Source organism: Amycolatopsis thermophila (genome assembly GCF_030814215.1).
In the GTDB taxonomy this organism is placed as follows: domain Bacteria; phylum Actinomycetota; class Actinomycetes; order Mycobacteriales; family Pseudonocardiaceae; genus Amycolatopsis_E; species Amycolatopsis_E thermophila.
On sequence record NZ_JAUSUT010000001.1, the window covers coordinates 5,397,141 to 5,412,174 of the forward strand.

Below are 15,034 nucleotides of genomic sequence, written 5' to 3' on the forward strand. Positions count from 1 at the left end.
TGATCCTCAGTGGACGGTCCGGGTGAGCCACTGCTCGAAGGTCGTCGGGGTGGCGGTCTCCGTGGTCCGCGGCTGTGTCATGGCGATGCGACGTGCGGCGACGTCGCTGGTCATCTCGGTGGTGCCGTCGGCCATGTGCGGGGAGAAGCCCGCGGCGAGCAGGCCGGCGCGCAGGGTGGCGGCGTCGATCTCCTCGTAGCGCGCGCCGGGCCGTCCGACGGCGTCGCCGATCGCGGCGGCGATCTCGGCGAGCGTGACGTCCCGGGGGCCCTGCAGTTCGAGGGTGCGGGTGGCGGCGGTGCGGCGGCCGGTGAGCAGGTCGGCGGCGACGGCGCCGATGTCGGCGGTGGCGATGGCCGGGAGCGGGAGGTCCGCCGGGATGAGCCCGTGTGCGGTGCCGGTGGCCCGGATCTCGTCGATCATCGGCAGGGTGTTCTCCATGAACCACCCGGGCCGCAGGTGGACCAGGTCGACCCCGGTGAGGGTGTCGAGTGCCCGCTCGAACGGGCGCAGCCCCCACACCGGGCCGCGGGCGCCCGCGTAGTTCGCGGCCCAGCCGCTCAGGCTCACGATCCGGGTGAGGTCGTCGAGCCCGTCGAGCGCTTCCCGGTGCGCGTCGATCACGCGGCGCTGGTGGGCGGGGAAGTCGTCGCTGCCGGGGATGATGCCGGGGGCGATCATGACGAACGCCGCGCGGGCTCCGGTGAAACCCTTGCGGAGGCTGCCGGGGTCGTCGGTGCGGACTTCCACGGCTTCGGCGCCGCGGTCGGCGAACCGCTGGAGGCGGTCGAGGCTGCGGCCGAGCACCCGGACCTGGTGCCCCGCGGCCAGGAGCGCGTCCGCGACGGCGGAACCGGTGTTGCTGGTTGCTGAGGAGACGACGAACATGGTGGAACCTCGTGCGTGCAGGGCCGCGCGACGCGCGGCCGGGGTGAACTGGTGAGGGCCCGGTCAGCCGGCGGTGGCGGAGCCGAGCAGGGCGAGCCGGTCGGCCGACGGGGTGCCGGCCTGGGCCGCGCTGATGATCAGGCGCTGCCCGGGGTCGTCGGGCAGCCGCAGGATCTCTTCGTTGAGCTCCAGCTCGCCCACGAGCGGATGCCGGTAGCGGCGCACGGTGTGCAGGCAGTCCCGCACCGGGTGGTCGCGCCACAGGCGGGCGAAGTCGGCGCTGCCGGTGGCGAGTTCGGCGACGAGCTGGTGCAGGGCCAGGTCGTCGGGCCGTTCAGCGGTGGCCACGCGCAGGTAGGACGCGAGGTCCTCGGCCTGGCGCTCCCAGTCGGCGAACAGCTCGCGGGCCGCCGGGTCGAGGAACACGCGCCGGGCCTGGTTGGGCGGCTCCGGCGTGCCGATGGCGGCGATCTCGTCGCTGGTCAGGGTCCACAGGGCGTAGCCGAGCGGGTTGCCCGCGAGGATGTCGGTCCGGCGGCCGACGAGCACGACGGCGCCCCGGCTGCCGGCGATGAGGTCCCGGATCGGCTCACGGACCCGGTCCTCGTGCCCGGTTCCCCGGACCGGCGGGAGCGCCCGCGCCAGGCGGTAGAGGTGGGCGCGCTCGTCCGGCGACAGGTTCAGCACGCGGGCGAGGGCGTCCAGGATCGCGTCCGAGACCTGGTGACTCTCGCCCCGCTCGAGACGGGTGTAGTACGTCGTGCTGACCCCGACCAGCTCGGCGAGCTCCTCCCGCCGCAGGCCCGGCACCCGGCGCCGGTCCCCGTAGGACGGGCGGATGCCCAGGTCCCGCGGCGTCACCGCGGCGCGCCGCGACCGCAGGAACTCACCGAGCTCCCCCGAGGACGACTTCCCGGACCGCACCCGACCAGGATCGCGCACCACCCGCCGGCCGGCCCACTCGGGCGAGGAAGAACTCATGAGACCAGTCTGGACGCGATCCGCGCGGCGAGCCTGTCCACGCGATGGACACCCACGCAGTGACGCCGCCGTGGTCATGCCGGCCCCGGTCGGGGTGGACCCGCTGGCGAACTGGCGGCCGAGTACGAAACCCGCGCGACGAGGGCGAATCCTTCGCGGAAGCGCTGCGCGCCGGGTCAGGCGTCCGCGGCCCGCAGCACGATCCGGCCGGGCACCCCGCCGCGCGTCAACCGATTCAGGGCGTCCTGCACCGACCGCGCGTCGAGGGGTGCGTCGATGACGGGGATGTGCGGGAGCGCCCCCCGCCGGGCCAGCGCGACGAGGGAGCGCAACTCCTCCGGCGTGCCGACGAAGCTGCCGCGGATCGTCAGCATCTTCAGCGCCATCAGCGCGGTGGGCACCGTCAGCTCGCCACCGAAGAGGCCGACCTGGACGAGCCGGCCTCCTTTGCGGAGGGCGTCGAAGGCAGCCGTGGCGGTGACCCCGCTGTTGACGAAGTCGATCACGGCCGCAACCGGCCCGTGGCACGCCTCGACGATGTCCTTGCTCACCTCGTCGCCCGTGGCGCGCACCGAGGCCGACGCTCCCAGCCCGCGCGCCACGGCCACGTTCTCCGCCGACAGGTCGACGGCACAGATGTCGTCGTGGCCCAGTGCCCGCAGCACGGCTATTGCGGTGAGACCGACACCGCCCGCGCCGATCACCACGACCGGTTCCGCCGGCCGCAACGGCAGTACCTTGTGGACGGCGCTGAAGGCGGTCAAGCCGGAACACGCCAGCGTGGCCGCCCAACTCGGGTCGAGTCCGGTGATGTCCTCCAAGTACTTCTCGTCAGGCACCAGGACGTACTCGGCGTATCCGCCGTGCCGGGCGACGCCCAGGTTGCGGCCCGCCGCGCAGTAGTTGTCCCGCTGCCCGTCGCACTCGGCACAATCCCCGCAGCCGATCCACGGGTACACCAGGCGCAGGTCGCCGGGGTGGTGCGCGCTCACCTGATCGCCCACCGCCACGACGGTGCCCACCACTTCGTGCCCCATCACCAGCGGGTAGCTCACGCCCCGGTCGACGAGCCGGAGGCTGCCGCGGGCACCGAGGTCGTAGGAACCGTGGCGCAGGTGCGTGTCGGTGTGGCACACGCCGGAACGCTCCACTTTGAGCAGTACCTCCCGCCCGGTGGGGCTGGGGGTCGGCAGTTCCACGTCGACCACGCCGGCACCTTCTCCGGGAACCGCGAACGCGTGCATGTCTTCCTACCTCGCTTCTGCCGCTTCCTGTCGGCGCACTCTTGGTACCAGCGCGGGCGCGGCAGGCCGGTGTCCCGATTCGGAACACGCCGGATCACGTGGCGGTGCGGGATGCTCGCCACCGATCCACCGCACGGAAACGAGGAAGCGCATGACCGGCTACCACACCACCAATCCGGCGACCGGTGAGCTCGTCAAGGAGTTCCCGCTCGCCTCCGACCAGGACGTGGAGCAGGCCCTGGACCGGGCCCACTCCGCCTACCGCCGATGGCGGGACGCGCCGTTGGAGCAGCGGGCCGGACTGCTGCGCCGGGTGGCCCGGCTGCACCGCGAGCGCGCCGACGAGCTCGCCGCGATCCTGACCCTGGAGATGGGGAAACCGATCACCCAGGCCAGGGGAGAGGTGGCACTGGTCGCCGCCATCTACGACTACTACGCCGACCACGCCGCGCGGTTCCTGGCCGAGGAGAAGCTGGACATCGCCGGCAGTGGTGAAGCGGTCCTGCGCACCGAACCGATCGGCGCGCTGGTCGGGATCATGCCGTGGAACTTCCCCTACTACCAGGTGGCGCGGTTCGCCGCGCCCAACCTGGTGCTCGGCAACACGATCCTGCTCAAGCACGCCCGCAACTGCCCGCAGGCGGCACTGGCGATCGAGGACCTGTTCACCGAGGCCGGGGCGCCGGAGGGGACCTACCTCAACCTGTTCGCCGACTCCGCCCAGATCGCGCGCCTGATCGGCGATCCGCGGGTGCAGGGCGTGTCGCTGACCGGGTCCGAGCGCGCCGGGTCCGCCGTCGGCGAGGTGACCGGCCGCCACATGAAGAAGTACGTGCTCGAACTCGGCGGCTCCGACCCGTTCATCGTGCTCGACGACACCGACCTCGAGGCGACCGTCGCGCAGGCCGTGCACAACCGCCTGTTCAACGCAGGTCAGGCCTGCACCGCGTCCAAGCGGTTCATCGTGCTGGCCGAGGTCCACGACGCATTCCTCGAGCGGTTCGTCCGCGCCATGCGGGAGGTCCGGCCGGCGGATCCGACCGACCCGGCCACCCGCCTGGGCCCGCTGGCCTCCCGGGACGTGGTCGACGACCTGGCAGAACAGGTCGAGGACGCGGTCGCGAAGGGGGCGATCCTGCACACCGGCGGCCGGCGCGTCCCAGGCCCGGGTAGCTTCTACGAACCCACCGTGCTCACCGGCGTCACCCCGGGGATGCGGGCCTACGCCGAGGAGCTGTTCGGCCCCGTCGCCGTCGTCCACCGGGTGGCATCCGAGCGGGAAGCCGTCGCGCTGGCCAACGAATCGCCGTTCGGCCTGGCCGCGTCGGTCTACACCGCCGACGTCGAGCGGGCCCGGGCGCTGGCCCGGGACCTCGAGTGCGGGATGGTGTGGATCAACGGCACCAGCAGGAGCGCCCCGGACCTGCCGTTCGGCGGTGTGAAGCGATCGGGCGTCGGCCGGGAGCTCGGTGAGCTCGGCATCACCGAGTTCGCGAACAAGAAGCTCGTGCGGATTCCGTGAGCCCGCGACGCGGGCCGGCCGGCCGCCGCCCGGCCGGCCGGCCCGCGCGTGCCCTCAGCTGATCCCGAACTCGCGCATCTTGCGGTAGAGCGTGTTGCGGCCGATGCCCAGCGCACGCGCGGCGCGGCTGCGGTTGCCGCCCGCGGCCTGCAGGGCTTCGACCACCGCGGCCCGCTCGGCGGACTCCAGCATGCTCAGCCCCCGCCGCGCCGTGCGGAGCTCGTCGGGCAGGTCGCCGGCTTCGACGGTGCCGCCCTCGGCCCGCCGCGCCAGCTGCACCACGGTGTTGCGGAGTTCGGCGAGGTTGCCGGGCCAGTGCCAGGACATCAGCAGATCCCACACCGGCGAGGCGAACCGGGTCGCCGACGCCGGCTCGGGCAGCTCGGCCAGCACGGCGCGGACCAGGGACGGCAGGTGCTCGCGGCACTGGGCGAGCGTGGGCAACCGCACCGTGGTGGCGACCTGCCGCACCAGCCCGAGGACCCCGTCCCCGGCGGCGTCGAGGTCGGCGGTCAGCGCGACCGGTGCTCCCGGCGCGGCCAGCAGCCGCACCTGCGCGACCGACGGAGCGGGGGTCTCGTGGACCCGGCGCAGGACCACCCCGCGCCGGTCGGCGACGGCCGCCCGCGCCTGGTCGAACCAGTCGCGCTGCAGGTGCGGTTCGACGACCAGCGGGTCCCGGGCACCCCGGCGGCGCAGCACGCGCACCGCCGTGTACAGTTTCCCGGTGCCGCTCGCTCCGGTCACGGCGACCAGCTCGCGGTGCCGGACGGCGGTCTCGAGCTGCCGGTTGACCTGGCCGTCGAAGTGCAGCACGTCACCGACGACGACCGGGAGGGCGGCGCCGCCGGTGCCGGCCGCGTCCGGGCGGCCGGGGAGCAGCCGCACGCTGTACGCGGTCGTTCCGCAGTCGCGGATCGGGGTGACCAGCGCCTCGTGCGGGCCGTCGGACAGGGGCACCCGCATCCGCTGGGCGGTGGCCGGGCCGTGTTCGTCCAGGAACCGCCACAGCAGCGGGTGCAGCTCCGGCCCCGCGTGGACGAGTCCGAGGCGGTTGGCCAGGACGGTGTCCGCGTCGACGACCAGGGTCGCGGTGCTCGCCTGGTCCACCGACAGGTACGCCTGCACGAGCCTGCGCCGCCGGTCCCCGGCCTCGTCCAGGATGCGGGCCTCGATCTGCCGCACCACGTCACCGGCCATCACCGTCATCAGCGGGTGGACGTCGCGGGTCGCGCAGGCCAGCGAGAACGTGCCGACCACGCGGCCGGTGCAGGGTTCGATGATCGGGGTCCCGGCGCACGTGAGGTCTTCGAGCAGGGCGTTGTAGTGCTCCGGGCCCCTCACGAGCACGGGGCGTCGCTCGACGAGCACCGTACCGATGCCGTTCGTGCCGACCGACGGTTCGGAGAAGTCGAACCCCTCGGCGGCGTGCGCCCGGTCCATGATCTCGAGCGTGCGGCGGACCTGGGCGTGCCGCACGACGATGCGGCCGGTGGCGTCGGAGAGCACCATCGCCACCGGGACGTCGCCCAGGCTGTCCTTGAGCCTGCTCAGCACCGGCTCGGCGGCGCGCAGCAGCGTCGTCCGGTTGTCCTCGGGTTCGCGGTAGTCGATCTCGTCGCGAACGACCGGTACCGCCTCACCCACGCACCGCCGCCAGCTCCGCTCGATGTGCCGGGGCACGCCGGCGCTCCCGGGTGGCGCCGCCAGCAAGCCACCCTTGACCAGCGCCTCGCGGCTGCTTCGGATCCGTTCCCGCTCCGCCCGCGACAACGCGGGCAGGTGCGGAGCTTCTTCTCGACGCATCGTTGCCTCGTGGTCCGTCCCGAGCTGTCCCGATCACGGTACCGCCCGCCGCGACCGGGGCGGGTGTTCCGATCTGGAACACCACGGGCCGTTCCAGATCGGAACACCCGCGAAGGTCGCGCCCTCGCCACAGTCGGTCCCACGCCACGACGGGCTGCCTGCCGGCCCGCACGCAACTTCGAGGAGGAACCAGATGACAACGGCGCCATCGACCCGGCCCCCGGGCACCTCGGTCGAATCGGACGCGCTGCGCGCGCTCTACGCCGACTGGGCCGACATCATCGCCACCACGCCGGGCCTGACCACGCGGCTGTTCCGCAGCATCTTCGACGAGTGGCACCAGCCCACCCGCGAGCCCGAGGACGTCACCTACCGCGAAGACACCGTCGGCGGCGTCCCCGGTATCTGGGCGATGCCCGTCGGCGCGGACACCTCCCAGGTGCTGCTCTACACCCACGGGGGCGGGTTCGCGGTCGGGTCGGCGGCCAGCCACCGCAAGCTGGCCGGGCACGTCGCCAAGGCGCTCGGGGTCACCGCCTTCGTGCTCGACTACCGCCGTGCGCCCGAGCACCCGCACCCGGCGCAGCTCGAGGACGGTGTCGCGGCGTTCACCGCGCTCACCGAGCAGGGCGTCGCGCCCTCCGACATCACCACGATCGGCGACTCGGCGGGCGGGAACCTGGCCATCGCCATCCCGCTGGCCCTGCGCGACCAGGGCCGGCCGGTGCCCGGACGGGTGATCGCGTTCTCGCCGTGGCTGGACATGGAGAACTCCGGCACCACACTGGTGACCAACGACGCGACCGACGCCCTGATCAACGCCCCGCTGCTCGAGGGCATGATCGCCGGGGTCCTCGCCGGCGGGAAGATCGACCCGAAGACGCCGCTGGCCAACCCGCTCTACGCCGACTTCACCGGGTTCCCCCGGCTCTACGTCAACGCCGGCTCCGTGGAGTGCCTGGTGGACAACGCCACCCGGGTCGCGGACAAGGCCCAGGCGGCGGGTGCCGACGTGACCCTGTCGATCGTCGAAGGCATGCAGCACGTCTTCCCGTTCCTCGCCGGCAACGCGCCGGAGGCCGACGCGGAGATCGCCGCGATCGCGAAGTGGTACCGCGGCTGATCCGCGCCCGTCCCGTCACCGACTCGAGTCAGGAGCACCCATGAGCACCACCCGCACCCCCGACGTCGACGCGATCGTCGTCGGCGCCGGATTCGGCGGCATCTACGCCCTGCACAAGCTGCGCAACGAACTCGGCCTGTCCGTCACGGCGTTCGAGAAGGGTGGCGGCGTCGGCGGAACCTGGTACTTCAACAAGTACCCGGGCGCCAAGTCCGACACCGAGGGCTTCGTCTACCGCTACTCGTTCGACGAGGACCTGCTGCGGGACTGGGACTGGCAGACCCGCTACCTGGACCAGCCCGACGTCCTGGCCTACCTCGAGCACGTCGTCGAGCGCTTCGACCTGGCGCGCGACATCCGGCTGAACACCGAGGTGACCGGCGCGGTCTTCGACGAGGCCGACGAGCTGTGGCGGGTCACCACGAGCACCGGCGAGACCCTCACGGCCCGGTACCTGGTCAACGCGCTCGGCCTGCTGGCCAAGAGCAACATCCCGGACATCCCCGGCCGCGAAAGCTTCGCCGGCCGCCTGGTGCACACCAACGCGTGGCCGGCGGACCTGGACATCACCGGCAAGCGCGTCGGGGTGATCGGTACCGGCTCGACCGGGACGCAGTTCATCATCGCCGCCGCGAAGATGGCGAGCCACCTCACCGTCTTCCAGCGGTCGCCGCAGTACTGCGTGCCCTCCGGCAACCGTCCGATGGACCAGGCCGAAGTGGACCGGATCAAGGAGGACTTCGACGCCATCTGGGAGCAGGTGCGCAACTCCGTCGTCGCGTTCGGGTTCGAGGAGAGCGGCGTGGCGGCGATGAGCGTGTCCGAAGAGGAACGCCGGAAGGTGTTCCAGGAGGCCTGGGACGCCGGCAACGGGTTCCGCTTCATGTTCGGCACGTTCTGCGACATCGCCACGGACCCGGAGGCGAACGCGGCCGCGGCGGCGTTCATCCGCTCGAAGATCGCCGAGATCGTCGAGGACCCGGAGACGGCCCGGAAACTCACCCCGACCGACCTCTACGCCAAGCGCCCGCTGTGCAACGAGGGCTACTACGAGACCTACAACCGCGACAACGTGGAGCTGGTCTCGATCAAGGAGAACCCCATCCGGGAGATCACCCCGGCCGGGGTGCGCACCGCGGACGGGGTGGAGCACACCCTCGACGTACTGGTGTTCGCCACCGGGTTCGACGCGGTCGACGGCAACTACCGGGCGATGGACCTGCGGGGCCGCGGCGGCAGGCACATCAGCGAGCACTGGGCCGACGGCCCGACCAGCTACCTCGGCGTGGCCAAGGCCGGCTTCCCGAACATGTTCATGATCCTCGGTCCCAACGGCCCGTTCACCAACCTGCCGCCGAGCATCGAGGCGCAGGTCGAGTGGATCGGCGAGCTGATCGGCGAGGCCGAGCGCACCGGGGTCCGGACGGTCGAGCCGACCCCGGAGGCCGAGGAGGGGTGGACGGCCACCTGCGCCGAGATCGCGGACATGACCCTGTTCCCCAAGGCCGACTCGTGGATCTTCGGGGCGAACATCCCCGGGAAGAAGAACGCCGTCATGTTCTACCTGGCCGGGCTCGGCGCCTACCGGCAGAAGCTGCGTGAGGTCGCCGACGCCGGCTACGAGGGTTTCGACCTGACTCGTGAGGCCGAACCCGCGAGCGTCTGACCGGCCGGGTGACCGGCCGCACCACCCGCGGCGACCCGACCCGCCCGGCCGGGATTCCCCCGGCCGGGCGGATCCGCGCGCACACCGCACGGCACCGGCCAGGACCTACCGGATGCCGAGCGCGGCCAGGTTGTCAGTGGCCGGGTGGGTGGTGCCCGTGGGGCCGTCGGCGAAGGCCCGCATCAGCCGGGTCGTGATCGCGGTGATCGCCGCGCCCGCGGTCGCGTCGCCGTCCGAGTGGGGGCATCCCGGGTCCAGGCCGCAGATCCAGTACTGCGTGCCCGCGGAGAACACGGCCGCGCCGGAGGCGGTCGTGTAGTACGTCGCGTCGGCGAAGTCCGGCTTTCCGCCGCACGTGACGGGGGAGTGGAACAGGACCTCGATCGGGCGGGGCGTCGGCACGGCGAGGTCCACCCGCTCGTACTCGTTGCCCACCAGGCCGCGCAGGTGCTCTCCGTTGTGGACGATGCCGGCCAGCAGCCAGTTCTCCGCGCCGGCGGCCACCAGGTCGGCGTGCACCGGGTTGCACTGGTAGAAGTTGCCGAGCAGCACGCTTTCCGGCCGCGGGTACGGCGGCGAGCGCCACTCCGGCGTGGCCTCCAGCGGATCGGTCAGGTGCGCCGGGTCCTCGGTGAACGACTTGTAGTCGATCTCCACCCGGTCCGGGCCGGTCGCCGAGGGACCGAACCGGATGTGGCGGTAGATCTCGTTGCCGCCCAGGAACGCCAGGTTCACGCCGCGGTCGCGGGCCGCGGTGGCGTTCGCGCGCATCGCGCTCGACCAGTACTCGTCGTGGCCGAGGGTGACCACGGCGCGCGCGCCGTCCAGCAGGTGCGGATCGGCGTGCAGGTCGACGTCGGTCGCGTAGCCCAGCGGCAGCCCCAGCCCCTCCGCGAACCGCACCATCGGCAGCTCGAAGAACAGGAAGTCGCCCGCGCCCTGCATGTCCCGCGCCTGGTAGGGGCGGTCGAACGAGACCGCGCGGGACCGCTGCGCCTTCTGGCCGCTCGGCGAGTCGTAGAGGCTGTAGCCGCCCCAGCGGTTGTAGGCCTGCCAGGTCGTGACCGCGTTGACCAGGACGATCCGGCCCGCGTTGGACGGGGTGCGCACGGTGAGCGGCACGAACTGCTGGGCCTGGTTGTCGCCGTCGAGGCGCAGCAGGTAGTCCCCGGGAGCCCAGCCCGCGGTCGGCACCTCCAGCGACGGCTGCCACGGCGCCACCACGGTGCTCGCCGGCGCCTGGACCACGGCGGGAGCCTGCACCCGGCCCGGCACCGGCCCGGACTGCCACGTCCGCAGCGCCGCCGAGCCGGCGTAGGACCCCATGCGGAACGCGGTCACGGTGAACCGGGCGGCCGCGGTGCTCACGAACAACCGCACGGTGTCCCCGGGCAGCACGCTCGTGCGGTCGGCGTAGCCCTCGATCGCGTGCTCCGGTCCGGGATGGGTGATCTCCCAGCCCGGCGTGCCCTGCTCCACCCCCGGTGCCGGAGCCGGCGGAGCAGGGGCGGGCGCGACCGGCGGCGTGGTGCACGCGGCCACGAGCAGCCCGAGGGCGGCGAGGGCACCGGCGGCGTTGAGCCTCATGCCCGTGATTCTGCCCGGAGGGCGGCGTCACAGGCGCGTATGTAACAACTGTTACCCGCAGTTTGACGTGGTGCGGACCGGATCCTACGGTTTCTGCAAGGACAGCGACGTCCACACGAGTCGACCGGCCGTCCGGACCCGTAGCAGGCAGGCACGGGAGGCGCGCATGACAATCGACGAGGCACCGGCCCGCCGGTCCGCGATCACCGGGCTGGCCCAGCGGCTGCGCACGGCTCTGGGCCCGGACGCCGTGATCGACGACCACCAGCGGTTGCGCACCTACGAATGCGACGGCCTGGCCCACTACAAGGTCACCCCGGCCCTGGTGGTCCTGCCCGGCGACGCCGCCGGGGTCGCGACCACCGTGCGGGCCTGCGCCGAAGCCGGCGTGCCCTTCGTCGCGCGTGGCTCCGGCACCGGGCTGTCCGGCGGCGCCCTCCCGCACGCCGACGGCGTCCTGATCGTCACCTCGCGGCTGCGCCGCATCGTCGAGATCGACCCGGCGAGCCAGCGCGCCGTCGTCGAACCCGGGGTCATCAACCTCGACATCACCACGGCGGCCGCCGCCGACGGCTACTACTACGCGCCCGACCCGTCCAGCCAGCAGATCTGCTCCATCGGCGGCAACGTCGCCGAGAACTCCGGCGGCGCGCACTGCCTGAAGTACGGGTTCACCACCAACCACGTCACCGGTGCCGAGTTCGTCGCCCCCGACGGCGAGGTCGTGCGCCTGGGCGGCAAGGCGCCCGACGCGACCGGGTACGACCTCCTCGGCGCCATCGTCGGCTCGGAGGGCACGCTCGGGGTGGTCACCGAGGTGACCGTGCGGCTGGTCCGGCTGCCCGAGGCCGTGCGCACCCTGCTGGCCGGATTCCCGGACACCGACGACGCCGGGGCCGCGACGTCGGCGATCATCGGCGCCGGCGTGGTGCCCGCGGCGATGGAGATGATGGACGCGCTGGCGATCGAGGCCGCCGAGGCCGCGGTGCGCTGCGGCTACCCCGCCGGGGCGGGCGCGGTGCTGATCGTGGAGCTGGACGGGCCCGCGGCGGAGGTGGACGCGCAGTTCGCCGAGGTCGAACGGCACTGCCGCGCGCACGGCGCGTTCGAGATCCGCATCGCGGCCGACGACGCGGAACGCGCGAGCTTCTGGCGCGGGCGCAAGTCCGCGTTCGCCGCGGTCGGGCGGATCAGCCCGGACTACATCGTGCAGGACGGTGTCATCCCGCGGACCGTGCTGGCCGAGGTCCTGCACCGCATCGCGCAACTGTCGCGGGACACCGGCATCCGGGTCGCCAACGTCTTCCACGCCGGTGACGGCAATCTGCACCCGCTGGTGCTCTTCGACGACGCCGTGCCGGGCGAGGCCGAGCGCGCCGAGGAGGTCTCCGGCGCGATCCTCGACCTGTGCATCGAGCACGGCGGCTCGATCACCGGCGAGCACGGCGTCGGCTCGGACAAGGCGAAGTTCATGCCCCGCATGTTCGACGAAGCCGACCTCGACACCATGCAGCTGCTGCGGTGCGCGTTCGACCCGGACGGGCTGGCCAACCCCGGCAAGGTCTTCCCGACACCGCGGCTGTGCGGCGAGGTGCCCGGCCGGCACCAGGGCGCGCACCCGTTGCAGCGCGCGGGAATCGCCGAGGTGTTCTGATGCGCGCGGCCGGGGACCTGGTGCTCGACGAACTGTCGGCGACGGCCGCCGCCCGGCGCGCCGGGGAGGACGACCGCGTCGACGGGGTGCCCGCGCGCGTGGTCGCCGAACCGTCCACAACGGACGAAGCGGCGGCCGTGATGCGGGTCGCCGCCGCGCGCGGGCTCGCGGTCGTGCCACGGGGCGCCGGCACGAAACTGAGCTGGGGTCACCCGCCCGAGCGCGCCGACCTCGTGCTCGGCACCGGCCGGATGGACCGGATCATCGAGCACCGGGCCGGCGACCTCGTCGTGCACGTGCAGGCCGGGGTGCGGCTGGACGCCCTGCAGGAGCACCTCGCCCCGGCGCGGCAGCGGCTGGGCATCTCGCCGGTGCTGCCACCCGGTGCCGGGCCGGGCACCGTCGGCGGGGTCCTCGCGACCGCCGCGACCGGCCCGCTGCGGCTGTCCCACGGCGCGGTGCGCGACCTCCTCATCGGCGTCACCCTCGTGCGCGCCGACGGGACGGTCGCCAAGGCTGGCGGGAAGGTCGTCAAGAACGTCGCCGGCTACGACCTCGGCAAGCTGCTCACCGGCTCGTGGGGAACGCTCGGGCTCGTCACCGAAGCCGTCTTCCGCCTGCACCCGCTGCCGCCGGCCGCCCGGTGGGTCGTCGTGCCGGTGAGGTCGGCGGCCGACGCGCACGAGAAGGTCCAGCGGGTCGTGCACTCCCAGGTGGTGGCGAGCGCGCTGGAACTCGACCGGCCCGCCGATGGCCCCGCGTCGCTGGCGGTGCTGGTGGAAGGCATCCCGCAGGGCGTCGAGGGCCGCGTGCGCACCCTGCTCGACCTGCTCGGCGACGCCGAGGTCACCGACCACGCCCCCGCGTGGTGGGGCCACGCCCCGTGGGAGTCCGGCGGTGTCGCCCTGCGGCTCACCCACGAAATCGCCGGGCTGCCGCGGCTGCTCGACGCCCTCGGCGGCGCCGCCGTGCGCGGCTCGCCCGGCGTCGGCGTCCTGCACGCCGGGGTCCCCGCGGACCCCGAAGCGGTTCCCGCGTTCGTCGAGCGGGTGCGGGGCGCCTCGGCGGGCTGGGGTGGCGACATCGTCGTGCTCGACGCGCCGGCGCCGGTCAAGGCCGCGCTCGACGTGTGGGGACCGGTCCGCGGGATCACCCTGATGCGCCGCGTCAAGGACCAGTTCGACCCGGATCGCCTGATGGCCCCCGGACGGTTCGCAGGAGGGATCTGAGATGACCGGGCCCGCGTTCGACGACCACCACCCGCCCTCGGCCGACCTCCTCGACGACTGCGTGCACTGCGGGTTCTGCCTGCCCACCTGCCCGACCTACCAGCTGTGGGGCGAGGAGATGGACTCCCCGCGCGGCCGGATCTACCTGATGGGCCTGGGCGTCGAGGGCGAGCCCATGACACCGGAGATGGTGCAGCACTTCGACGCCTGCCTCGGGTGCATGGCGTGCGTGACCGCCTGTCCCTCCGGTGTGCAGTACAACCGGCTGATCGAGGCGACCCGCGCCCAGGTCGAACGCCGCCACCCGCGCCCACGGCGCGAACGCCTGCTGCGGAACGCGATCTTCAGCGTGTTCCCGTACCCGCGGCGGCTGCACGCCCTGCGCGGACCGCTGCGGGCCTACCAGGCCAGCGGCCTGGCCGGTGTGGTGCGCCGCGTCCTCGGCCGCGCCTTCCCGCGGCTGGCCGCGCTGGAATCGCTCGCCCCGCCCCTGGGGTCATTCGAGCGGGTCCCGGACCGGATTCCGGCGCACGGCACCCGGCGCGGCACCGTCGGGATGCTGCTCGGCTGTGTGCAGCGCGAGTTCTTCCCCGGCGTCAACGCGGCCACCGCGCGCGTGCTGGCCGCGGAGGGGTTCGACGTCGTCGCGCCGCGCGTGCAGGGCTGCTGCGGCGCCCTCAGTGTCCACAACGGACGCGAGGACGAGGCGCAGTCCTTCGCGCGCAAGCTGATCGACACCTTCGACGGCTCCGGCGCCGACTGGATCGCGGTCAACGCCGCCGGGTGCGGGTCGGCGATGAAGGAGTACGGCGACCTCCTCGCCGACGACCCCGCCTACGCCGGGCGGGCGCGCGAGTTCGCCGGCCGCGTGCGGGACGTGTCCGAACTGCTGGCCGAGCAGGGGACGGTCGCACCGCGGCACCCGCTGCCGGTCACCATCGCCTACCACGACGCCTGCCACCTCGCGCACGCGCAGGGGATCCGGGCTCAACCGCGTGAGCTGCTGCGGGACATCCCCGGCCTGACCCTGCGCGAGATCCCCGAGGCCGAGATCTGCTGCGGCTCGGCCGGGATCTACAACATCCTCAACCCCGTTGCCGGGGGTGAACTGGGCGAGCGCAAGGCCCGCAACGTGCTCGCCACCGGCGCGCCGCTGCTGGTCACCGCCAATCCGGGGTGCCTGATGCAGGTGGCCGCCGCGCTCGACGCTCTCGGCGAGCCCGTGCGGCTCGCCCACACCATCGAGGTGCTCGACGCCTCGATCCGGGGACTCCCGGCCGACGGGGTCGGGTGGGCGCGTTCGCGCCAGGACGCTGCTGTTCCGTGAGGTGATC

At 73.2% G+C, this 15,034-nt stretch carries 11 protein-coding genes; 6 read left to right on the forward strand and 5 right to left on the reverse strand.

Going from position 1 to position 15,034, the window contains the following annotated elements; genetic code table 11:
* Positions 1–6: 6 nt before the first annotated feature.
* The 3 genes from FB470_RS26480 to FB470_RS26490 all read right to left on the reverse strand — a co-directional run bounded on the left by FB470_RS26480 (position 7) and on the right by FB470_RS26490 (position 3,077).
* A complete protein-coding gene (locus tag FB470_RS26480) occupies positions 7–888 on the reverse strand; it encodes an NmrA family NAD(P)-binding protein (RefSeq protein WP_306995895.1) in 882 nt (293 codons plus the stop codon).
* Positions 889–951: 63 nt separating this feature from the next.
* The gene (locus tag FB470_RS26485) at positions 952–1,869 is read right to left on the reverse strand and encodes a helix-turn-helix domain-containing protein (RefSeq protein WP_306995897.1); all 918 of its coding nucleotides are present in this window, start codon (positions 1,867–1,869) and stop codon (positions 952–954) included.
* Between the two features lie 176 nt (positions 1,870–2,045).
* Positions 2,046–3,077 (reverse strand): alcohol dehydrogenase, encoded by a 1,032-nt coding sequence (locus FB470_RS26490; RefSeq protein WP_306995900.1) that lies wholly within the window; start codon positions 3,075–3,077, stop codon positions 2,046–2,048.
* A gap of 187 nt (positions 3,078–3,264) precedes the next feature.
* Between FB470_RS26490 and FB470_RS26495 the strand changes: the two genes are divergently transcribed.
* Positions 3,265–4,635: an NAD-dependent succinate-semialdehyde dehydrogenase gene (locus FB470_RS26495; protein WP_306995902.1), complete on the forward strand. Its 1,371-nt coding sequence runs from the start codon at positions 3,265–3,267 to the stop codon at positions 4,633–4,635.
* Between the two features lie 54 nt (positions 4,636–4,689).
* Here FB470_RS26495 and FB470_RS26500 read toward each other — a convergent pair whose 3' ends face one another.
* Positions 4,690–6,441 carry a sigma-54-dependent Fis family transcriptional regulator gene (locus tag FB470_RS26500; protein ID WP_306995904.1) on the reverse strand — a complete coding sequence of 584 codons (1,752 nt, stop codon included), beginning with the start codon at positions 6,439–6,441 and terminating at the stop codon, positions 4,690–4,692.
* Positions 6,442–6,634: 193 nt separating this feature from the next.
* Between FB470_RS26500 and FB470_RS26505 the strand changes: the two genes are divergently transcribed.
* Both FB470_RS26505 and FB470_RS26510 read left to right on the forward strand, forming a co-directional pair.
* On the forward strand, positions 6,635–7,564 hold the full coding sequence (locus FB470_RS26505) for an alpha/beta hydrolase (RefSeq protein WP_306995908.1): 930 nt from the start codon (positions 6,635–6,637) through the stop codon (positions 7,562–7,564).
* A 40-nt stretch (positions 7,565–7,604) separates the two neighbouring features.
* Positions 7,605–9,230 (forward strand): flavin-containing monooxygenase, encoded by a 1,626-nt coding sequence (locus FB470_RS26510; protein WP_306995910.1) that lies wholly within the window; start codon positions 7,605–7,607, stop codon positions 9,228–9,230.
* 105 nt (positions 9,231–9,335) lie between these two features.
* Here the strand turns inward: FB470_RS26510 and FB470_RS26515 are convergent, their stop codons facing one another.
* The gene (locus tag FB470_RS26515; protein ID WP_306995912.1) at positions 9,336–10,817 is read right to left on the reverse strand and encodes a N,N-dimethylformamidase beta subunit family domain-containing protein; all 1,482 of its coding nucleotides are present in this window, start codon (positions 10,815–10,817) and stop codon (positions 9,336–9,338) included.
* A 166-nt stretch (positions 10,818–10,983) separates the two neighbouring features.
* Between FB470_RS26515 and FB470_RS26520 the strand changes: the two genes are divergently transcribed.
* From FB470_RS26520 to FB470_RS26530, 3 genes are read left to right on the forward strand one after another with little or no spacing between them, the layout of a single operon-like run.
* Positions 10,984–12,471, forward strand: coding sequence for an FAD-linked oxidase C-terminal domain-containing protein (locus FB470_RS26520; RefSeq protein ID WP_306995913.1), 1,488 nt, complete (start codon positions 10,984–10,986; stop codon positions 12,469–12,471).
* A complete protein-coding gene (locus FB470_RS26525; RefSeq protein WP_306995915.1) occupies positions 12,471–13,700 on the forward strand; it encodes an FAD-binding oxidoreductase in 1,230 nt (409 codons plus the stop codon). Before FB470_RS26520 ends, FB470_RS26525 begins: the two co-directional genes overlap by 1 nt.
* Position 13,701: 1 nt before the next feature.
* The gene (locus FB470_RS26530; protein ID WP_306995916.1) at positions 13,702–15,027 is read left to right on the forward strand and encodes a (Fe-S)-binding protein; all 1,326 of its coding nucleotides are present in this window, start codon (positions 13,702–13,704) and stop codon (positions 15,025–15,027) included.
* Positions 15,028–15,034 lie beyond the last annotated feature (7 nt).